Genomic DNA, 20653 nt, shown 5'->3' with positions numbered 1-20653 from the left:
GCGTGTTTCCTCCGATTCGCGCCCAAGGTCCCCACACGGGCGCACGGCGGAGGATTCTGCCTCGCGGCGGAGTCAACTACCAGGGTCAAAAGACGGACGTAAAGCGAATGTCATCTAACGGCTTCCGGCGAGCAGGGTCTTCGCGACCAGCTCCGGGTCGTCGCTCATCGGCACGTGCCCGCAGCCCGGCAGCAGCGTGAACGTCCCGTTCGGCGCGACCTTCCGCAGCTCGGCGACGCGCGGCCGGGCGAGGACCCGGTCGTGCTGGGCCCACGCGATCGTCACCGGGACGCCGGTGACCGGGCCCGCGAAGCGGAAACTGCCGCGGGACTGCGCGGCGGTCGGCTCGAAGCCCGGCGCGGTCGCGAGCGCGTGCGCGTCTTCGGCGACGATCTCGGGCGAGAGCAGCTCGGGGCGGCCGACGATCATCCCCACCAGCGCCTTCCGCCCGGCCGCCGTCGCGGCCAGCCGGCGCACGACGTTCGGCGGGGTGCGCTGGGCGAGCGCGCGGTGGGCCTTGAGCGTCGCGATCGCGTAGAGCTTCTGCCGCCGGTTCCACAGCCCGGCCGGCGACAGCGCCGTGACGCTGCGGACGAGCCCGGCGCGGCCGAGTTCCAGGGAAAGCAGCCCGCCGAGCGAGTTGCCCGCGACGTGCGGCCGGTCGAGGCCGAGCTCGGTGAAGAGGTCCTTGAACATCACCAGCGCGGGCTCGACGCCGTAACCGCCGGCCGGCTCGGGCGACTCGCCGAAGCCGGGCAGGTCGACGGCGATGACGTCACGATGCGGCGTGAGCAGCGGAAACACCGGCGCCCACGCCTGGCGGCGGTGCCCGATGCCGTGGATCAGCACCAGCGGTTCGCCGTGGCCCGCGCGGTCGTAGACAACGTCGTCCATTACCCGAGAGTAGGTCCGGGTCCATGGAAAAGCTACAACCGCCGGTAACAGTTACTCTACGTCCGGGTGAACCCGCGTCCCGGTGTCGGCCGACCGCTGGACGGCGTCGAGCACCCGGTGCACGCGCAGCGCGTGCCCGAAGTCCGGCAGGTCGCCCTTGAGGTGCCGCGCGTAGGCGTGCGCGACGTTGTACGACGGTTCGGACGCGCGCCCGGCCAGCTGCGGCAGCTCGTACCGCGCCGGCACGGCGAGCCGCTCCAGCGTCCCGGTGCGGCTGCCACGCAACGTCAGCTTGGAGATCCAGAACAGCGGGTCCGCGGCCTCGACGACCAGGGTGCCCTCGGTGCCGTTGATCTCCCAGAGGAAGTCCGTGGCCGGCGACGTCCCGCCGCGCAGGTGCAGCGACACGATCGCGCCGCCGGTCAGCACGCCGGAGACGGCGATCTGGTCGGGCACGGTCATCGGGACGGCGTCGCCGGTGACCTCGTCGCGCACCCGCGGCCGGACGGTCGCCATCGTGGCCGACAGCTCGGCGAACCCGCCGAGCACCATGTGCAGCGTGTCGGCGGTGTGCGCGAACGGGATGGTCAGCAGCGTCGCCCCGCCCTCGGGGTGCAGCTGGTAGTCACGGCCGGCGCGGACGCTCGAGCCCCAGTTCCCGCCGGACGCGATCAGCGACGTCGAGAGCACGCGGCCGACGTAGCCGTCCTTGATGAGGTCACGCAGGTAGCGCAACGCCGGCGCGGAGCGGCCCTGCAGCCCGACGGCCGTCTGACCGTCCTTCGCGGCTTCGGCCAGCTCCCGGGTCTCCGCGAGGCTGACGCCCAGCGGCCACTCGCTCAGCACCTGCTTGCCCGCGGCCAGCGCGGGCTCGATGAGCGCCCGGTGCTCGGGCACCTTCACCGCGACGACGACCAGGTCGACCTCCGGGTGCTGCGCCAGCTCCCCGGCGTCGCCGAAGGTCAGCGGCACGCCGTACTTCTCGCCGGCCACGCGCGCCGACTCGGCGCTGCTCGCGCTCAGCGCGCGGAGCTCGTAGCCCTCCACCGCGGCCAGCGCGGGCACGTGCGCGGTCGCGGCCCAGCCGCCGTTCGCGCTGAGCCCGACGATGCCGACCCGGACCGGTGCCATGAGCGTTCCTTTCGTTTCCCCCACAAGACTTACGTGCCGAGCGTCGCGGTCATTCCCGCGTGAGCGCAAGCCACACCAGATGGCGGCGGCCGTTGCCCGGAACGTCTTCGCTGTCTCCGGTGGGCATGAAACGGAGTCGCTCGCAGCCACGTCTCGCGCGGCGTTCCCCTCGAAGACGTGCACAGCGACGGCTTCCGCGGCCGCCACGCGGACCGCGTCCAGGAACCGCGCGGCCGGGCCGTGCCCCTGCAGCTGTGGCGCAACGCACATCGGGAAGACCAGCCATTCGGCCGCACGCGGACGAGCGAGCCGGAGTTCGCCGGCGTCCGGTAACACCGGATGTCGCGGCCACCGGCCCTGACCGATCGGCCCGTCGCCGGGTCGGCCAAGTGGCCGATGGGGGTGTCCGGCGTCCGGCTGTTCGACCGAAGCGGCACCCCGGGCAAGATCCATAACGTCGGCGGCATGACGAACGCACAGGTCACCGCCCTGCAGTACGGACTCATCGGCTTCTTCGCGCTGTGGACCGTCGTGCTGGTGCCGCAGCTGCTCACCCAGCTCGCGCGGCACGGTGGCCTGCGGCTGCGCGGCATCGTCACCACCGCGGCCGTGCTGCTCTACGGGTGCATGACCTTCGCGGTCGTCTTCCTGCCGCTGCCCGGGCCCGGCACCCGGCGGCTGAGCCAGACCGTGCAGCTGCACCCGTTCCAGTGGATCACCGACATCCACACCGAGCTGCTGAAGCACGGTGAGCCGCTGTCGCAGTGGTTCATGACGCAGACGTTCCAGCAGGCCTGCATGAACGTCCTGCTGTTCGTCCCGCTCGGGGTGTTCGCGCGGGTCCTGTGGCGCCGCGGGCTCGTCGGCACCACGCTGATCGGCTTCACGGCGTCACTGCTCATCGAGATCACGCAGGTCACCGCGAACTTCGGCACCGCGCCGTACGTCTACCGGATCTTCGACGTCGACGATCTCGTGAACAACACGTTCGGCGCCGGCGTCGGCTGGGTGTTCGGGGCGCTCCTGCTGGCCCTGCTGCGGGCCAAGCCTTCAACGGTCGACGTGCAGCCGGCCCGGAGCCAGCGGATCCACCTCGCCCAGACGCGCTAACCGAGCCTTGCGCTGCAGGGCGGCACGCTTCGCGGCACGGCGGTCCTCGAGAACGACCACGATGGCCGCCACGGCCAGGACCAGCGCGACCAGCCCGAGGACGATCGGAAGCTGCACGAATCCTCCTCGGTACGACGCTGTGCGGGAGATCACACAGGGTACGCAGGTCAGTGGTGAATTCGCTACCCCCGGCAACGAGCCCGTGCGGCGAACCAGGTCCGGTCCGCGGCGAGCCAGGCGTCGAAGATCGGATCAGCCGAGGTCAGGACGACGTCGCGGGCAGCCGGTTCGCGAGCCGAACACGCGGAACCGGATGGGTGATCGACGTCGCGGGCAGGGGGACTTGTGCCGTGCCGGTCCGAAAGTCGTACCGGAGACTGGACGGGTGAACACCCGACCCACCAAGGACCAGCTGACCGCCGCGTACGGCACCACCATTCCGGACGTCATCGCGGTCGGCCTCGACGTGCTGTTCTGCGGGATCAACCCCGGCCTCTACTCCGGTGCCCTCAAGCAGCACTTCGCGCGGCCCGGGAACCGGTTCTGGCCGGCGCTGCACGGCGGCGGCTTCACCCCGCGGCGGTTCACCCCCTCCGAGCAGGACAAGCTGCTCGACCTGGGGCTCGGGGTCACGAACGTCGTCGGCCGGGCCACCGCCCGCGCGGACGAGCTCACCGACGACGAACTGCGTGACGGCGGGGAACTGCTGACCGCGAAGGTGCTCGAATTCCGGCCGCGGTGGCTGGCCGTGGTCGGGATCACGGCGTACCGGACCGCGTTCGGCTTCCCGAAGGCGCGCGTCGGCCCGCAGGAGCTGCTCATCGGAGGGACACACGTGTGGGTACTCCCGAACCCGAGCGGCCTGAACGCCCACTGGACGCCCGACGGGCTGGCGGCGGAGTTCGCCGCGCTGCGGGCCGCGGTCGTGAGTCGCTAGCCCCGCTCGCACCCTGCTGACCAGTCACAACCCGCATCCAACCGGCACCTTGGACGTTAGAGGGGGACGAGCCGGGAGGACGCGAATCGACACGGGCCACCCTCAGTAGCACCCGCCGCCCCATCAGGTCGTTCTGCTCCCGGTCGAGCAGCCGTCCCGGAGGGGTTTTCTACCCAGAGTTTGCTGTAACCGGCGGGTTGGGCCATGAGGGGGAACTGGCGTCATGAGCTGCGAACTTGCGACTCGTACCAAGCAGAGGGAGTCACTTTTGGCCGGTCCCGGCAGGGGGGACCGGGTGGTGCCGGATCGCGTGAAACCGAGGGGACACGTCCGGCGTCCCAAGAGCGACGGCGCAGAGACGGAGGCCCACGATGCACGGCATCGAGCCCACCCGCAGGCCCACCGGGCCGGCCGGACCCGGCGGGCGCAGTCTCGGCGTGGCTGTCGTCGATCCGATCCCGATCTACCGCGACGGCCTCGCCGCGCTGGTCCACCGCAGCCAGGGGCTGCACTGGGCCGGCCAAGCGGCGAGCCACCACGCCGCGTTGCAGCTGTGCGAGCAGGTGAAACCGGACGTCGTCGTACTCGATTCGGCGCTGGATCCGAACTGCCACCTGACGAAGCTGCTCAACGCCGGCGACCCGGCGCTGATCATCGTCACGCTCGTCCGTGACGCGAATCGCACGCAGCAGTACCTGGCGGCCGCGATCGCCGCCGGGGCGCACGCGATCGTGCCGCGGTCGATCGATTCACGACGGCTCGCCGAAGCGATCCGGCGGGCCCACACCGAGCGCCGGTACATCGACCCCGGACTGGCCGCGCTCACCGCCAGGCCGAAGCGCTCGACCGTGCCGAAGGGGGACCTCGCCCACGACAGCCCACCGGCGCCGCGCGGCGGGATGCCGCTGTCCAGGCGCGAATACCAGGTGTTGCAACTGGTCGCCGAGGGGCTCGAGAACTCGGCGATCGCGAAGCTGCTCTTCCTGTCCGTCGAGACCGTGCGGACCCACGTGAAGAGCATCCTGCGAAAGCTCTCGGCCCGCGACCGGACACACGCCGTGACGATCGCCTTCCGGGGCGGGATACTGATCGTCCGAGCGGACGACGGCCACGTGCCGGTGACGGCGGACACAACGGCCATCCCCGGCAACCGCTGACCCGGGTCACGCTGCTCGGGGCCCACTTTTCGGGGGATTTCCGGTACTCGGAAGTGCGGATCTGCTTGCTCCAGTTACCCGCAGGTAATATCCTGAAGTTACCGGCGAGTAAGGCGAGTGTGTGCCCGGCCGGGGAGCCGAACACATTGGAGTGACGACATGGGCCACTACAAGAGCAACGTCCGAGACCTGGAGTTCAACCTCTTCGAGGTACTCGGCGTTCAGGAGCGCCTGGGCAAGGGTGTGCTCGCCGAGTCGGACGAGGAGACCGCGCGCGGGGTGCTGGCCGAGCTGAACAAGCTCGCGTCCGGCCCGCTGGCCGCGTCCTTCGCCGACGCGGACCGCAACCCGCCCGTGTACGACCCGAAGACCTTCAGCGTCAAGATCCCCGAGTCGTTCAAGAAGAGCTACCAGCAGCTCCTCGACGGCGAGTGGTGGCGCCTGGGCCTGACCGAGGACCTCGGCGGCTTCGGCCTGCCCCCGACCGTCCAGTGGGCCGCGTCCGAGCTGATCCTCGGCGCCAACGCCCCGCTGTTCATGTACCTCGCGGGCCCCAACTTCGCGATGATCGTGAACAAGAACGGCACCGAAGAGCAGAAGCACTGGGCCGAGCTGATGATCGACCGGGCCTGGGGCGCCACGATGGTGCTGACCGAGCCGGACGCCGGTTCCGACGTCGGCGCCGGCCGCACCAAGGCCGTCCAGCAGGAGGACGGCTCCTGGCACATCGACGGCGTGAAGCGGTTCATCACCTCCGCCGAGCACGACATGAGCGAAAACATCATGCACCTCGTGCTGGCGCGGCCCGAGGGTCCCGGCATCGAGACCAAGGCCGGCACCAAGGGCCTGTCGCTGTTCCTCGTGCCGAAGTTCCACTTCGACACCAAGACCGGCGAGCTGGGCGAGCGCAACGGCGCCTTCGTCACGAACGTCGAGCACAAGATGGGCATCAAGGCCTCGACGACGTGCGAGCTGACGTTCGGCCAGCACGGCACCCCGGCCAAGGGCTGGCTGCTCGGCGAGGTGCACGACGGCATCGCGCAGATGTTCCAGGTCATCGAGTACGCCCGGATGATGGTCGGCACCAAGGCCATCGCCACGCTGTCCACCGGCTACCTCAACGCGCTCGAGTACGCCAAGGAGCGCGTCCAGGGCGCCGACCTGCCGAACATGCTGAACAAGGCCGCGCCGCGCGTCACCATCACGCACCACCCGGACGTCCGCCGCTCGCTGATGCTGCAGAAGGCGTACGCGGAGGGTCTGCGCGCGGTGTACCTGTACACGGCGTCGTTCCAGGACCAGCTGTGGACCGGCGAAGGTGACCAGAAGGTCGCGCACGGCGTCAACGACCTGCTGCTGCCGATCGTCAAGGGTGTCGGCTCCGAGCGCGCCACCGAGCAGCTCGTGCAGTCGCTGCAGACCCTCGGCGGGTCCGGCTTCCTGCAGGACTACCCGATCGAGCAGTACATCCGCGACGCCAAGATCGACTCGCTGTACGAAGGCACCACGGCGATCCAGTCGCTGGACTTCTTCTTCCGCAAGATCGTCCGCGACAAGGGCGCGTCCCTGGCCTTCGTCGCCGGCGAGATCACGAAGTTCATCGAGTCCGAGGCGGGCAACGGCCGGCTCAAGAACGAGCGCGGGCTGCTCAAGCAGGCCCTCGAGGACACCCAGGGCATGCTGGGCTCGCTGATCGGCTACCTGACGGCGTCGCAGGAAGACCCGCAGAACATCAACAAGGTCGGCCAGCACACGGTCCGGCTGCTGATGTCCGTCGGCGACCTGCTCATCGGCTGGCAGCTGCTCAAGCACTCCGAGGTCGCCATCGCCAAGCTCGACGCGGGCGCGTCCGCCAAGGACGTCCCGTTCTACGAGGGCAAGATCGCCGTGGCGTCGTTCTTCTCGAAGAGCGTGCTGCCGGAGCTGACCGCGCGCCGCGCGATCGTGGAGGCCGCGGACAACGCGCTCATGGAGCTCGACGAAGCCGCGTTCTGAGTCACGCCCGAAGGGGCCCTTCCCGCTGGGGAGGGCCCCTTCGCCGTGTCCGGCAGACGTAGTAACGATGCGGCGGCGAGGAGGGTAATTCCCGGTACACCGTGTTTCGCCGTCACCCACCCGGGGCATTCCGACCATCGAGCCGCGGAGCCCCGGAACACCGGGACCGCGGATCCCTTGAGAGGAGAAGCGATGACTATCGCCGGCATCGTCAGCGCCATCATCATCGGCCTGATCATCGGTGTGCTCGGGCGGCTGGTCGCACCGGGCAAGCAGAGCATCCCGATCTGGTTGACGATCCTGATCGGTATCGTCGCCGCGTTCATCGGCACGGCGATCGCGCGTGGCATCGGCTACGCCGACACCAACGGGATCGACTGGCTGGAGATCCTCACCCAGGTCGTCCTCGCCGCCATCGGCGTCAGCATCGCCGCCGGGGCCTACGGCCGACGCGGCGTATCGAGGTAACGCACCAGCGCACCACCACCAGGCCGATCCGGCCCGGTTCGCCGTCGGGGGCGGGCCGGGCCGGATCTTTTTGTGTGTCACCCCATCGAGGGTTCAAACGGGCAGGTCGCGCCGGGCGGTGTCACGGTTGTTCTTATTCGGCAATCCGAGGAGGCACCCGTGCTCGGCGGACTTTGGGGCATCATCTCGACGATCATCGTGGGCCTGATCCTGGGCGTGCTGGGCCGGCTGTTCGCGCCCGGCGACCAGAAGATCCCGATCTGGCTGACGATCGTCGTCGGCATCGTGGCCGCGTTCATCGGCAACTGGCTCGCCGGCGTGTTCGGCGTCCGGGACACGAACGGCATCGACTGGATCCGGCACGTCTTCCAGATCGTCGCCGCCGTCGTCGGTGTCATCGCGGCTTCGGCGATCTACGCGCGGATCAAGGGCGGCAGCCGCACTAACGCCTGACCGACGCGCGCGCCAGCACCACGGCGAACCCGGCTCCGACGAGCAGCAGCACGGCGGCCCCGGTCATCGTCGTGGTGATGGCGTGCGCGGACGAACCCCCGGCCAGGGTCAGGAAAGCACTCCCGAACGTCGCGACGCCGACGACCTGGCCCAGCTGCAACGTCGTGGTCAGCAGCCCGCTGACGTCCGCCGCGCTCGCGAGCGGGACGTGCGTCAGCGAATGCGCCATCAGGGACCCGAACGCCGGTCCCATCGAGAGCCCGAAGAGCATCAGCGCCACGAAGAACAGCGCGCCGCCGTGGCCGCCGTCGCGCAGGCTCAGCGCCAGCAAGGCGTACGCCGCGGCGGATCCGACGTACCCGATCGGCGTCACCGCCGCGTGGACGCGCGCGGGCAGTTTGTGCCAGAAGAACCCGCACAGCCCGAAGACCACGCCGCCGGGCGCCATGGTGAGCCCGGCCGTCAACGCCGTGTCACCCAATCCGGTCTGAAGGTGCAGCGCCAAGCAGAACAGGAAACCGCCGTAGGACGCGACCCCGGCGGCCAGCGCGGCCAGGCCCGGTGCGACGCCGCGGATCCGCAGCACGTCGAGGTTCACCAGCGGATCGCGCACCCGGCGTTCCACGACCACGAACAGCATGGCCAGCAGGGCGCCGGCGACCAGCGAGGCGAACGTCCAGGCGGGCCAGCCGGTTTCGTGCCCGAGCACCAGCGGCAGCACGACGAGGACCACGGCCGGCACCGCGATCGCGAGCCCGGCGAAGTCGAGCTGACGGCCGTTCCGGGCGCCGCCACCGGGCACCAGCTTCGCCGCCAGCACCGCGACGAGCACGCCGATCGGCACGTTCACCAGGAAGATCGGCCGCCAGCCCGCGCCGAACAGGTCCGCGCCGACGAGCACGCCGCCGACCACCTGGCCGGCGACGAACGCGACCGAGATGACCGCGGTGTACGCGCTGAGCGCCTTCGCCCGCGCGGGGCCGCTGAACTGCGCCTGGATGACGCTGATGACCTGCGGCATCATCAGCGCGGCGCCGGCGCCCTGGGCGATCCGGGCGACGATCAGCGTTCCCGCACCGGGCGCCAGGCCGCACAACAGCGAGAAGACCGTGAAGGCGACGACGCCGGTGACGAACATCCGGCGCCGCCCGTACAGCTCGCCGAGCCGGGCGCCGGTGATCAGCAGCATCGCGTAGCCCACGGTGTAGCCGGACACGACCAGCTGCAGCGCGGCGCCGGACGCGTGCAGGTCGGTGCGGATGTCGGTCATGGCGACGTTCACGACGGTGACGTCCAGCAGCGCCATGAACTGGCCGAGCAGCAGCACGCCGAGCATGAACCACGGCCGCGTGCTCCGGCCCGGGACGGCCGGGGCCGGGGTGGTGAGTGTCATGCCCCTGACCCTGCGGCTCTTTCGCTTGCGGTACCGAGAGTCCGGTGATGCTGGTACTGGCGGCACCTGCTTCGTTCCAAAACTGTCGTACCCCTCGGGCACTATGCCCACATGACCCAGACGCAGGTCCCCGTGAGCCGCCGAGAGGAACTCGGCCGGTTCCTCAAGGCGTGCCGGGCGCGGATCGGCCCCGAGGAGGTCGGGCTCGCGCCCGGCCTGCGCCGTCGCACGAGCGGGTTGCGGCGGGAGGAGGTCGCGCTGCTCGCCGGGGTCGGCGTCACCTGGTACACGTGGCTGGAGCAGGGCCGGCCGATCAACGCGAGCGCGCAGGTCTTCGACGCCGTCGCGCGCACACTGCGGCTGGACCACACCGAGCGGGAACACCTCTACCGGCTGGCGGAGCTGACCCCTTCACGGCTGCCGTCGGCGGTCGAGGTGGTACCGGACGCGGTGTGCGAGGTCTTGCGCGCCCTGGAACCGTTGCCGGCCACGGTCGTCAACGGCCGGTTCGACATCCTCGAGTCGAACGCGGCGCACGAAGAGCTGTTCTGGGAGTGGCACAGCCTGCCGTGCCTGCACAAGAACCTGCTCTGGTGCTGCGTCACCGAACCGAACGCGCGGGCGTTCCTGCTGAACTACGACGAGGAGGTGCCGCACATGGTCGCGCGGATGCGGGCCGAGTACGGCCGGCACCTCGGCGACCCGTGCTGGGCGGAGGACATCCGGCGGCTTTCGGCGCTGAGCCCGGAGTTCGCCGAGCTGTGGGCGCGCAACGAGGTCGCCGAGCCGCTGGCCCGGCTGCGGCGGTTCGACCACCCGCGGGCCGGGCGGCTGAACTTCCGGCTGACCGAGCTGGCGGTGTCGGAGGTGCCGGGCCTGCGGGTCCAGGTGTCGACGCCGGACGACGCGGCCACCTGGGCGTTGTTGCCCACGACCCGCCGCCGGGAGGGCTCATGACGTGGCTCGATCTCAGCGGGCAGGGACTGACTTCGGTGCCGTCGATACCAGACGACGTCACGCGCCTTGATCTCGATCGCAACCGGCTGACGTCCGTGCCGGCGCTGGGGTCCGCGTTGGAGCACCTGAGCCTGTACGCGAACGAGATCTCCGTCGTTCCGCCGTCGCTGTGGCGGCTGACCGGGTTGCGGGTGCTCAACCTGGCCACGAACTCGTTGACCGAGCTGCCACCGGGGATCTCCGCGTTGTCGTCGTTGCACACGCTCGACCTGGGGCACAACCGGTTCCCGGCGTTGCCGGGCGAGCTGGGTGACCTGGCCGGGCTCACCGAGTACCTCTACGTCAGCGACAACCGGCTGACGGAGTTCCCGTCGTCGTTGTGCCGCCTGGGAAAGCTGCGGTACCTCGGGTGCACGGACAACCGGATCGAGTCGCTGCCCGACGTCTCCGGGCTCGCGTCGCTGCGCGAACTCCGGCTCTACCACAACGAACTGACGGCGTTGCCGGAGTCGATCGGCGCGCTCGGTTCCCTGCGGGAGCTGCACCTGCGGGGCAACCGGCTGCGCGAGCTGCCGGCGTCGATCGGGGCGTTGAGCGAGCTGCGTCAGCTGGACCTGCGGGAGAACTCGCTGGTGACGCTACCCGCGTCGGTGGCCGGACTGTCCAAGTTGGACAAACTGGATCTGCGGTGGAACAAGCACTTCCGGGAGCCGTCGTGGCTGCGGGACTTCGAGGAGGCGGGTTGCATGGTCCTTCGCTGACAACTCAACACAGGATCGTCGGACGCGGACCGTAGGTCGCGGTGTGCGACGTCCGGCGGACCTCTGCGCCGCTCGCGACGTCGTAGAGCTCGCGCGTGTCGGTGACGCTGAAGCCGGGCGTGCCGATCGACGGCTGGCACGGGGTGGCGCCCCCGAACTGCACCGGCGGTGGGTCGCCGGGCGTCTGCCCGCCGGTCGAGCCCTCGACGCGGTAGTGCCGGGTGCCCCAGATCCGGACCGTCACGGAGTCGCCGGACACCACGGCCTGCAGGGCGATGCCGGTCTGGGCGTCGTCGGTCAGCTTGAGCTCGACCGGGCTGCCGTCGGCGTTGATCGCCTTGGCGTCGCGGCCGACGGGGTAGCGGTCGAGGTAGGTGTCGTGCTCGAGGTGACCGCCGTCGGCGAGGCCGGCGAGGTAGCCCGCGTTGTACAAAGTGGACGCCAGCTGCGAGACGCCGCCACCGACGACGGTCGGACCGGTGCCGTCTTCGTTGGCCGGCGCGGGCACGTAACCGTTGTCCGCGGTACGCGGGCCGGAGCGGCCGCCGAGGCTGAACGTCTCACCGGGCTTGACGATCGTGCCGGACACGCGATCGGCCAGCGTGCGGTTGTTCGTCGTCGCCGGGCCGGTGAGCCCGCCGGTGGTGAACTCGCCGATGACCTCCGTGATGCCGAGCGCCCCCGCGGCTTCGGTGGTCACGCCGGGCTTCGACGCGTTGTAGGCGACGGGCAGATCGCGCCCGTCGGTCTTCTTGAGGACGTCGATCAGCGGGAGGAAGGTCTTCTCCCAGTTGATCTTCCGGGCGTCTTCGGACGGGTCGACGGTCGGCTGGTCGCCGGCGAAGACGATCTGCGCGTCCTTGCCGTCGGTCTCGGTGCTCGCCAGGCCGTCCTTGAGCGCGGCCTGCAGCTTGCCCTGGTCGATCCGCACCTCGACGGCACCGCCTTCGACGGGCGCGAACTGGAACGAAGAGGCGATCGCGTCCGGCTTGAGCGGCACGTCCTTGCCCTGCCCGTGCACGACAACCGGCTTGGCCACAGCGGGCACGACGATCTGCTGGAACGCGGCCTGCACCCCGGCGGCGGTCGCCCGCACCGGCGTGATGGCCATCGCCAGCTTGACGCCACCCGGGTCCAGCCAGTGCTCGGTGACGGCGTGGACCGCGCCCGCGAGATCGGTCAGCTGCTGCCCTTGGCGCGGCAGGATCGGATAGGGCGTGACGCCGCCATCGCTACCCGGCAACGGCATGAACCCCACAGCGCCTTCGGTGGCGGCGTGGTCGAGCTTGCCGTCGGCCAGCGCGCGGACGGCCTGACTGGTCTGGTTCTCATCGGTCCGGGTAGCGACACCGACCTCACGACTGGTGAAGAAGGACATGATCCGGGTGATCGGACTGAGCGGCTGGTGCCCGGCGAGCCCCAGGGTGTTGGGCCAGTCGAGCCCCAGCCCCGAGCGCGCCGGAACGAGTTCGGCCTGGACATCCCCACCGTGCACAACAACCGGCCGGGTAAGCCGAGGCTCGAGTTCCTTGCGCAGCTTGGCTTCCGCCTCGGCATGGGTCATGCCACCGACACCGATCCCGGCCACGGTCACCCCCCGCGGCACATCACCGGCACTGGAGAGAAGGTCGACGGCGTAGAGAATGACGAAGAGCCCCAGCGCAAGCCCGACGATCATCATCGTACGAGCGACACCCTTCCGCAGCTTGCGCGCCGGAGTCTCCGGCGGAGGCGGGGCTGCGGGGTTCTCGAGGAGTTCGCCAAGCAGGTCCTCAGCGAAGAGATCAGTGGTGACAACGGCATCGTCGACAGGCTCAGCACCAGGCACAGCCTCGATGGCCACAGTCTCAGCAGCGGCAGCAGCCCGCTCATCGGGCCACGGCCCAAGCGCCCCCACATCCCCAGCGGACTCACCGGGCCACGCCCCAGACCGCGCCGCACCCCCAGCAGACTCAACCGGCCACGGCCCAGACCGCGCCGTACCCTCGACAGCGGCACGCTCGTCGGGCCACGGCCCTGGCTGCGCCACGTCCTCAGCAGCAGCGACTGGTTCATTCAGCGACTGCACAGATTCGGCACCGTCTGTGGCCAGCGCCGCGGGCTCGTCCGGCTGCAACGCGGGCTCGGCAACGAACCCCGTCTCGGCAGGCGCCACTTCAACCGCGGCCCCTTCCGGCAACGGCCCGAACTCAGCGGCGGGCCGTACCTCCGCAGCGGCCTCGGTAGCCACAGGGTTCCCGAATCCACCGGCGGCGGACGGCACCTCGACCGTAGGCACTTCCGGCGACAGCGCGGGGTCGCCGGCGGTCAGCACCTCGGCACCGGCCGAACCGATCGCCACAACGACCCCGGATTCGGCGGCGAACTGCACCTCGCCCGCAGGCTTGACCGGCAACACCCCGGAATCAGCGGCGGCTGGACCGGCCACTCCGTCCACGGCGGCCGGCTCGCATTCAGCGGCGAGCTGCGCCTCAGCCGCAGACCCGCCCCGCGACACCCCGAAATCAGCGGCGGCTGGACCGGCCACTACGTCCGCAGCGGTCGACTCGGAATCAGCGGCGAACCGCGCCTCGCCCTCAGGCCCGATCGGCAACACCCCGGGATCAGCGGCGGCTGGACCGGCCACTCCGTCCGCAGCGGTCGACTCGGAATCAGCGGCGAACTGCACCTCGCCCTCAGGCCCGATCGGCAACACCCCGGGATCAGCGGCGGTTGACACCTCGATACCAGCCGATCCGGCCGCAGCAGCCGACTCGGAATCGGCGGCGAACCGCGCCTCAGCCGCAGGCCGTTCCCGCGGCACCCCGAGGCCAGTGGCAAGCGGCACCTCAGCACCGGCCGATCCGTCCGCGGCGGTTAGTTCGGAATCGGCGACGGACCGCGCCTCACCTGCGGGCCCGTCCGGCAACACCCCAGAGTCGGCGACAAATGGCGCCCCAGCACCGGCCGCCGCAGCTGGCTCGGAATCGGCGGCGAGCTGCTCCCCAGCTGTGGACTCATTCCGCAACGACCCGGAGGCGGTGGCGAGGGGCAACTCAGCGTCGGCCGATCCGGTCGCCGTGGCAGGGTCGGATTCGGCGGTGGGTTGTGCCTCGGCAGACGACACCTCGGCCACGGGCTCCTCCGTCGGCGAGTCCGAAGCAGTATGCGGCTCCGCGGCAGCCACCCCGTTCGCAACAGGCGTCTTCGCGGCAGCCGACTCGTTCGCGGCGAGTGGCTCCGCAGCTGACCCGTGCGCGAAAGGCAGCTCCGCGGCAGTCGCACCCCTCGTGGCGGCTGGCTTCGGTTGGCCGGCGTCCGGTGCTTCGCGCGCGTCGGCGCGGTTGTGCGCCTCGTCGTCTGCCACGCCCTGCCCTCCGCGGGGCTCTAGAGGTAGAGCCCGGTGCCGTGTTCGGTCCGTTCGGTCGCTACGGCGTGGATGTCGCGTTCGCGCATCACCAGGTGCCCCTCGCCCTGGATCTCGACCTCGAGCTGGTCCTCCGGGTTGAAGAGCACGCGGTCGCCGAGATTGACGTTCCGCACACTGTTCCCGATGCCCAGTACATCACCCCACGAGAGGCGGCGCGCGACCTGCGCGGTGGCGGGGATCACGATGCCACCGCTGCTGCGCCGCTCGCCCTCTTCCGGCGACAGCCGCACGAGTACCCGGTCGTGCAGCATCTGGATCTCGAGTTTCGGCCCGTCAGACACGGTCCGCATCCTACTCGGCGTCGCGCGGCTCCCCGGCCATGACCAAGCTCAGCTCGCTCGCCCCGCCCTCCTCGAACCGCACCGGGACGCCCCAGTCCTGCCGGGTGATCCGGCACGCGGGGTGCGCACCGCCGTCGTCACAGCTCGCCGCCTGGGCGACAACCTGCAGCACACCCTCGGTCACCCCCGGCGCGAACCGGATCTTGCGGGTCAGCTCGGTCCCGGCGCCGGTGCCGTCGGCCAGCAGCTCCGGCGGTGACGCACTGATCTCCAGCCGCGTCGACGGGCCGTACCGGTCGTCCAGCTTCTCGCCCGGCGGCGCGGTGAAGACGACCGAAAAGTCGACTTCGCCGGGCGCGAGGACCGTCGGCGGGCGGCGCACGGCGTGCGCGTCGCCGGTGACCACCGAGGGCTCGCTCGCCGGCACCGGGCCGATCCGGTTGCCCGCGGACTCGACGACCAGCAGCCGGCCGTCGGTCAGCAACAGGCCCTGCGGCTCGGCGAGGCCGGTGGCGAGCGTCGTCACCTCACGCGTGAAGAAGTCGAAGCGGCGGACGGCGCCGTTGTAGGTGTCGGCGATCGCGATCCGCGCGCCGGGCAGCACGGCGAGGCCGAGCGGGTGCTGGAGCAGCGCCTTGTCGGCCGGGCCGTCGGTGTGGCCGAAGGAGAAGAGGTCGATCCCGATCGCCGTCTGCACGGTGAACGAGTCGCCCGCCGGCTCGATCCAGCGCAGAGCGGACGTCTCGGCGTCGACGAGCCACAGCTTGTCGCCGTCGGCGGCGAGGCCGGACGTCTGCGCGAAGAACGCTTCGCTGACGTTGCCGTCGCGGAGGCCTTCGACGGTCGTCCCGGCGAAGCGGCGGATGCTCCCCGACGCCGGGTCGAACACGCTCAGCGTGTGGTTGCCGGCCATCGCGACGACGACCCCGCCGGCCGGGCCCCACCACTCGACGTCCCACGGGCTGCTCAGCTCGACCTCGACGCCCTTGCCCGAGTCCGGCCCGTTGCGCCACTGCGCGCCGGTGCCGGCGACCGTGGTCACCTCGCCGGTGATCAGGTCGAGGCCGCGCAGCCGGTGACCGGCGGTGTCGGCGACGACGGCGTGGTAGCCGGCGCGCTCGGCGACGTCGTAGGGCAGCAGCGCGATGCCCGCCGGCTCGGTGAACGTGGCGACGTCGAACGGCCCGTCCTGCCCGCCACGCTCTCCGCTGCCGAAGCGCCGGATGACCGTCTCACCGTCCGAAGCGAACTCGACGACGGAGTGGTGCCCGGTGTCGGCGACCAGGATGCGGCCTTCGGCGGTGGCGACGGCCTTGCTCGGGAACCGCAGCTCGCTCTGCTGCTCCTCGACCGGCACGTACGGGCTGCCGCCGCGGCGCAGCGTCCCCTTCGCTTCGTGCTTCTTCACGAGGTCGGCGATGACGCGGCGAAGCGCCTCTTCGTGCCCTTCACCGGCGGCGACGTGGACGACGTAACCCTCGGGGTCGATGACCGCCAGCGTCGGCCACGCGCGGACCGCGTACTGCGACCACAGCTCCATCTTCGGGTCGTTGACCACCGGGTGGTGGACCTCGTACCGGCGCACGGCGGCCTCGATGGACGCGCGCTCGCCCTCGTGCAGGAACTTCGGCGAGTGGACGCCGATCGTGACCAGCACGTCCGTGAACTCGGCCTCGAGCGGACGAAGCTCGTCGAGGACGTGGAGGCAGTTGACGCAGCCGCTGGTCCAGAAGTCCAGCAGCACGATGCGGCCGCGCAGTTCGGCCAGGGTGATCGGGCGGCCGCCGGTGTTCAGCCAGACGTCGCCGCGCAGCTCGGGAGCGCGCACGCGGGCCTGCGGTCGGGGAGATGTCACGGCAAGAGTGAACTACACGCGCTCACGCTCTGTTCCGGAGTCCAGCCGATGAGAGAACAAACTCACCCGACCGGGGTCACCCCTGGCCGCACGTCAAGAGAGCAGAAAAGAACGCGCGGCGGGGTCGGGCGCCACTTACGCTCTTGGGTCATGACTCCCGTCCAGCCGACCGGCGCCCTCTCCCCGGAGGAGGCGCGGCACCTGCAGGAAAACCTCCGGGAACCGGTGCGTCCCGGGCTGAGCGAGGCCGAGCTCGACGACGTCGAGCGCCGGTTCGGTTTCCGCTTCGCCGCGGACCACCGCACGTTCCTCGCCGCGGGCGTCCCGATCGGCGACCGCTGGCCGGATTGGCGCTGCGGCAACCCCGAGCAGCTGCGCAAACGTTTGGCCTGGCCGGTCGACGGCGTCCTGTACGACGTCGAACACAACGGCTTCTGGCTGCCCGACTGGGGCACGCGCCCGGTCGGGCCCGAGGACGCGGTCCGCGAAGCGGGGCACCGCCTGGCCGACGTGCCGCAGCTCGTGCCGGTGTGCGGCCACCGCTACCTGCCCGGTCTCGCCGGCACGTCCGGTTACCCGGTGTTGTCGGTGTACCAGACCGACATCGTCGTGTACGGCTCCGACCTGCGGGATTACCTGCAGCGCGAGTTCGGCACGGGCGGCATCTGCACGGCCCCACCGGACGGCCCGCGCTACATACCCTTCTGGTCCCGCTTCATCGACTAGCTTCGACGGCGGTTTTGAGCCGCGCGAGGGTAGCGGCGATGTTCGCCGTGTTGGCCTCGCGCCGGTTCCAGACGCCGGTGACCGTCGACGTCGGCACGCGGAACCACGCCGGCCGCCGCTCCCACATGCTTTCGACGACGACGCAGCCGGCACCGGCGGGTTCGAAGTCGTACTGCCACCGCGCGACGGGCAACCCGACCGAGGTCACCTCGAAGCCGAACCGGCGGCCCGGATCGGCGTCGGTGATGGTGGACAAGGTGCTCCACCGCCTCAGGCCACGCCGGTTGCGCCCGCGGAACCGGGCGCCCACAACGGGCCCGCGCGCCCGGCCGACCCACCGGTGCCCGGCGTACTCCTCGGCGACGTCGGCCAGCCTCGCCGGGTCGCTGACCAGTGCGTACACGGCTTCCGGAGCCGCGCCGACCTCGATCCGGCCGATGGCGTCGGGTTGGCTCATGGTGACCTCCGCGTCGAGGATGACATACCGAGGGTATGTCACCGACCGCGGTTCAGCGAAGCTGCCTGTGGATGACTTTCGGGCGATGTGGACAACTCGACGCCCAGCGGCCGGAAAAGCCGGTTCTGTCGGGGGTGACCGATACGCTGGACGTGGGACGCCCCCCAGGGAGTGGTGGGGGCTGTCTAGGGGTGGTGGGGGCTGTATGGGGGTCCGAGCGGGCGCCGCAGCTGGCAGATATGCGGGTGTCGAGGAGTGGCTTGGGGTTTCTGCGGCTTTATCGCGCTGGTTCTAGAGATCGGCAGAGAGCGCGAGAGTCAGTTCTCCCGGCGCAGCATCCGGCTCACACCCGCGGCCACCGTGGTCGCCAGGATCCAGCCTGACGCCGTGAAGCCCGCCGCTACCCAGTTGTCCGCTCCGTGCATGTACCAGCGGGACTTGTTGCCGAAGTCGACGATCGGGACCAGCAGGTCCGCCGTGTAGATCACCGGGTTCCACTGCAGGCCCGTGTCCTGCTGGTTCACCACGCAGCGGGGGCCATTCGCGATGATCTGGTGGGCCTGGTCCGTGGCCGGCCAGTTGACGCAGTCGTCCGTACCCAGGCCGAACCACAGGCTGCCCAGCACCAGCAGCGTGAAGAGCCAGCCCAGCGCGCGGACCGGGCGGTAGCCGTAGCCGACCATCGACCGCTGGAGCCAGCTCCACAGCCGGACGCCGGGGCCGAAGAACTTGAAGCCGCGGGCCAGTGCCTCGTAGCGGAACTGCTGTTTGCGCAGCGCGACCGTCGACGCGTGCTCTTCGTTGCCCGCCGCGCGAAGCATGTGCGCGAGCTGGTCGTACGGGCCCGGGCGGTAGCCGCGCATGGCCTTGCGCAGCAGCTCGATGCGGTGGTCCAGGGACTTGTCGTCGTCGAGGGGGATGCCCTTCTTCAGGGCGTCGTAGCGAAAGTCCTCCAGCTCGATGCCCTCGGTCGAGGCCCAGAACGCCTCGTTGTCCGTCAACGTCCCGCAGTGCGCGCGGCGCAGCACCACGCGGCCCGCCGGCGGGCTGCTCGGGGTGAACGTGAACTCGTCCGCGGCGACGTCGCCGGCGTCGAGAGCGACGTTGAACGGCGGGAACGAGCCCAGCTGGGCGCCGCGGATGTCGACGCGCCGCGCGACCTGGGCGCCGTCCAGGTTGACACCGCCTTCGGCGACGAACGGGCGGCTGTTGTCGTCGCGCAGCAGCAGGTCGCGGCCGATCCGGCCGGTGCGGACGTCGAGGGAGAAACTGCTGGTCGCGCGACGTCCGGGGTCCGTCAGCCGGGTGCCCGCGAGGTTGATGCTGCCGCCGACCTCGAGGCCCTGCAGGCGCAGCGTGCCGTGGATCGTGGCGTCCGTGAGCTGGAAGTTGCCGGCGATCTTCGAGCGCCGCGCCGAGAACACGTCCCGGCCGGGGTGGCGGAACATCGAGTTCCAGGCCAGGAAGTTGCCGCCGATGGTGACGTCGGCCAGCCGCAGCTGCCCGGCCGGCACGCGCAGGCTGGTCGCCTCGATGTCGCCGCCGATCTCGGTGCCGTCCAGGTGCAGCGCCCGGTCGTAGTACGGCGGGGTCTTGCCGCGCACGACGCTGATCTCGGCGCCGGCCAGCCGCAGCGAGCCGCCGATCCGCGCGTTGACCATGCGCAACGTGCCCAGCGCCTGCAGGCCGTCGGACAGCTCGAGGTTGCCGTCGACGCTCAGCCGGTCGGCGACCAGCGCCGGGCGCGGGTCGAGGTAAGGGTCGTTCGACTTCCACGCGTCGACGGCGATCGGGCCCTGCTGCGACACTGTCAGCTTCGCTTCGCGCAGGATGATGTCGCTGTCCACGGTGGCGCTCGGCAGGTACATGATCCCGGTGGCGGAGAAGCGTTTGCGCTGGCTGGCCGGGCCGTAGTTGTCGACCTCGCAGAGCAGGCTGCCGCCGATGTGCAGGCCGTTGCCGTTGAGCGCGAAGCCGTCCGGGTTGTTCAGCGTGGCGCCGGAGAAGTTGACGTTACCGCCGGTCCGCAGGCCCGGGAGCCGGACTTCGCCGTTCGCGACCATCCGGTAGGCCAGCAGCGCGCCGGTGAGCACCAGCCGGTCCGCCTGGATCGCCTTGCCATGCGGGTGCGAGATCACCGTCCGGGTCAGCACCATCGAGCCCTCGATCACCGCGTCCGTCAGGTTGACGGCGGCGTTCGGCATGCCGCGTTCGCGGTCGTCGCCGCGCTGGACCGTGGTCTCCTCGATCTCACGGTCGTCGCCGTCGACCTGCACGACGCAGCGGATCAGCCGGACGTCGTTGCGGCTGCGCATGTTGCGGGCCTTGAGCCCGGGCAGCCAGCACTTGCGGAAGACCAGGCCGAGCAGGTTCGCCTCGCGCACGTCCGGCGGCTGCTCGAACCGGCAACGCTCGAACCGGAACAGGTACTTCAGGTCCGCGGCCCGCAGGTCCAGCGTCCCGGTGATGTAGGCGTCCTCGACGTAGACGATCGGCGCGTTCGTGGCCTGCCGGCGCCAGCGCAGCAACCCGCCGTTGCCGGGTTTCAGCAGCTCGGAGGCCTTGACCTCGTAGCGCTTGTCGGGGATCCCCGCGAAGGGATCCAACGGCGGCAGCGCGCTTTCGGTCGACATGGCCCGATCTCCCCTCGCCCCGCCACCAAGGTAGCG

At 70.6% G+C, this 20653-nt stretch carries 18 protein-coding genes; 10 read left to right on the top strand and 8 right to left on the bottom strand.

What is annotated here, in order from left to right; translation table 11 throughout:
* Window positions 1-114: 114 nt before the first annotated feature.
* Window positions 115-894, bottom strand: coding sequence for an alpha/beta fold hydrolase (locus tag OG570_RS12080; protein WP_326956542.1), 780 nt, complete (start codon window positions 892-894; stop codon window positions 115-117).
* Window positions 895-945: 51 nt separating this feature from the next.
* Window positions 946-2025, bottom strand: coding sequence for a Gfo/Idh/MocA family protein (locus OG570_RS12075; protein ID WP_326956541.1), 1080 nt, complete (start codon window positions 2023-2025; stop codon window positions 946-948).
* 177 nt (window positions 2026-2202) lie between these two features.
* Between OG570_RS12075 and OG570_RS12070 the strand changes: the two genes are divergently transcribed.
* The 7 genes from OG570_RS12070 (at window position 2203) to OG570_RS12040 (ending at window position 8145) form a co-directional block, all read left to right on the top strand.
* Window positions 2203-2358, top strand: a complete 156-nt coding sequence (locus OG570_RS12070) for a hypothetical protein (RefSeq protein ID WP_326956540.1) — start codon at window positions 2203-2205, stop codon at window positions 2356-2358.
* Window positions 2359-2490: 132 nt separating this feature from the next.
* Window positions 2491-3135, top strand: coding sequence for a VanZ family protein (locus tag OG570_RS12065; RefSeq protein WP_326959990.1), 645 nt, complete (start codon window positions 2491-2493; stop codon window positions 3133-3135).
* A 385-nt stretch (window positions 3136-3520) separates the two neighbouring features.
* Window positions 3521-4072 carry a G/U mismatch-specific DNA glycosylase gene (mug, locus tag OG570_RS12060; RefSeq protein ID WP_326956539.1) on the top strand — a complete coding sequence of 184 codons (552 nt, stop codon included), beginning with the start codon at window positions 3521-3523 and terminating at the stop codon, window positions 4070-4072.
* A gap of 371 nt (window positions 4073-4443) precedes the next feature.
* A complete protein-coding gene (locus OG570_RS12055) occupies window positions 4444-5229 on the top strand; it encodes a response regulator transcription factor (RefSeq protein WP_326945292.1) in 786 nt (261 codons plus the stop codon).
* Window positions 5230-5388: 159 nt separating this feature from the next.
* Window positions 5389-7224, top strand: a complete 1836-nt coding sequence (locus tag OG570_RS12050) for an acyl-CoA dehydrogenase (protein ID WP_247059435.1) — start codon at window positions 5389-5391, stop codon at window positions 7222-7224.
* A 192-nt stretch (window positions 7225-7416) separates the two neighbouring features.
* Window positions 7417-7692 carry a GlsB/YeaQ/YmgE family stress response membrane protein gene (locus OG570_RS12045; RefSeq protein WP_326945293.1) on the top strand — a complete coding sequence of 92 codons (276 nt, stop codon included), beginning with the start codon at window positions 7417-7419 and terminating at the stop codon, window positions 7690-7692.
* Window positions 7693-7851: 159 nt separating this feature from the next.
* Window positions 7852-8145, top strand: coding sequence for a GlsB/YeaQ/YmgE family stress response membrane protein (locus OG570_RS12040; protein WP_247059437.1), 294 nt, complete (start codon window positions 7852-7854; stop codon window positions 8143-8145).
* On the opposite strand, the gene OG570_RS12035 is transcribed toward OG570_RS12040, so the two are convergent.
* Complete coding sequence (locus OG570_RS12035; protein WP_326956538.1) at window positions 8135-9538, bottom strand: MFS transporter; 1404 nt, start codon at window positions 9536-9538, stop codon at window positions 8135-8137. The two genes, OG570_RS12040 and OG570_RS12035, sit on opposite strands and share 11 nt — an antisense overlap.
* Before the next feature lie 111 nt (window positions 9539-9649).
* On the opposite strand from OG570_RS12035, the gene OG570_RS12030 reads away from it, so the two are divergent.
* Both OG570_RS12030 and OG570_RS12025 read left to right on the top strand, forming a co-directional pair.
* Window positions 9650-10495 (top strand): helix-turn-helix transcriptional regulator, encoded by an 846-nt coding sequence (locus tag OG570_RS12030; RefSeq protein WP_326956537.1) that lies wholly within the window; start codon window positions 9650-9652, stop codon window positions 10493-10495.
* A complete protein-coding gene (locus OG570_RS12025) occupies window positions 10492-11256 on the top strand; it encodes a leucine-rich repeat domain-containing protein (RefSeq protein WP_326956536.1) in 765 nt (254 codons plus the stop codon). The genes OG570_RS12030 and OG570_RS12025 overlap by 4 nt, the downstream gene beginning before the upstream one ends.
* 4 nt (window positions 11257-11260) lie before the next feature.
* Here the strand turns inward: OG570_RS12025 and OG570_RS12020 are convergent, their stop codons facing one another.
* The 3 genes from OG570_RS12020 to OG570_RS12010 form a co-directional block, all read right to left on the bottom strand.
* The gene (locus OG570_RS12020) at window positions 11261-13324 is read right to left on the bottom strand and encodes a VanW family protein (protein WP_442788315.1); all 2064 of its coding nucleotides are present in this window, start codon (window positions 13322-13324) and stop codon (window positions 11261-11263) included.
* A 1298-nt stretch (window positions 13325-14622) separates the two neighbouring features.
* The gene (locus OG570_RS12015; protein WP_247059446.1) at window positions 14623-14955 is read right to left on the bottom strand and encodes a GroES family chaperonin; all 333 of its coding nucleotides are present in this window, start codon (window positions 14953-14955) and stop codon (window positions 14623-14625) included.
* Between the two features lies 1 nt (window position 14956).
* On the bottom strand, window positions 14957-16774 hold the full coding sequence (locus tag OG570_RS12010; RefSeq protein WP_326959986.1) for an NHL domain-containing thioredoxin family protein: 1818 nt from the start codon (window positions 16772-16774) through the stop codon (window positions 14957-14959).
* 177 nt (window positions 16775-16951) lie between these two features.
* Here OG570_RS12010 and OG570_RS12005 point away from each other — a divergent pair, with 177 nt between their 5' ends.
* Complete coding sequence (locus tag OG570_RS12005; RefSeq protein WP_247059447.1) at window positions 16952-17527, top strand: hypothetical protein; 576 nt, start codon at window positions 16952-16954, stop codon at window positions 17525-17527.
* On the opposite strand, the gene OG570_RS12000 is transcribed toward OG570_RS12005, so the two are convergent.
* Together OG570_RS12000 and OG570_RS11995 are read right to left on the bottom strand one after the other, a co-directional pair.
* Window positions 17517-17984 (bottom strand): SRPBCC family protein, encoded by a 468-nt coding sequence (locus OG570_RS12000; protein WP_326956535.1) that lies wholly within the window; start codon window positions 17982-17984, stop codon window positions 17517-17519. The genes OG570_RS12005 and OG570_RS12000 overlap by 11 nt on opposite strands.
* 317 nt (window positions 17985-18301) lie before the next feature.
* Window positions 18302-20617 (bottom strand): oxidoreductase, encoded by a 2316-nt coding sequence (locus tag OG570_RS11995; RefSeq protein WP_326945300.1) that lies wholly within the window; start codon window positions 20615-20617, stop codon window positions 18302-18304.
* Between the last annotated feature and the right edge of the window lie 36 nt (window positions 20618-20653).

It is taken from the genome of Amycolatopsis sp. NBC_01286 (genome assembly GCF_035982555.1).
Lineage (GTDB): Bacteria > Actinomycetota > Actinomycetes > Mycobacteriales > Pseudonocardiaceae > Amycolatopsis.
The sequence above is the reverse complement of the archived record's forward strand: the minus strand, read 5'-3'. Positions and strand labels throughout refer to the sequence as shown.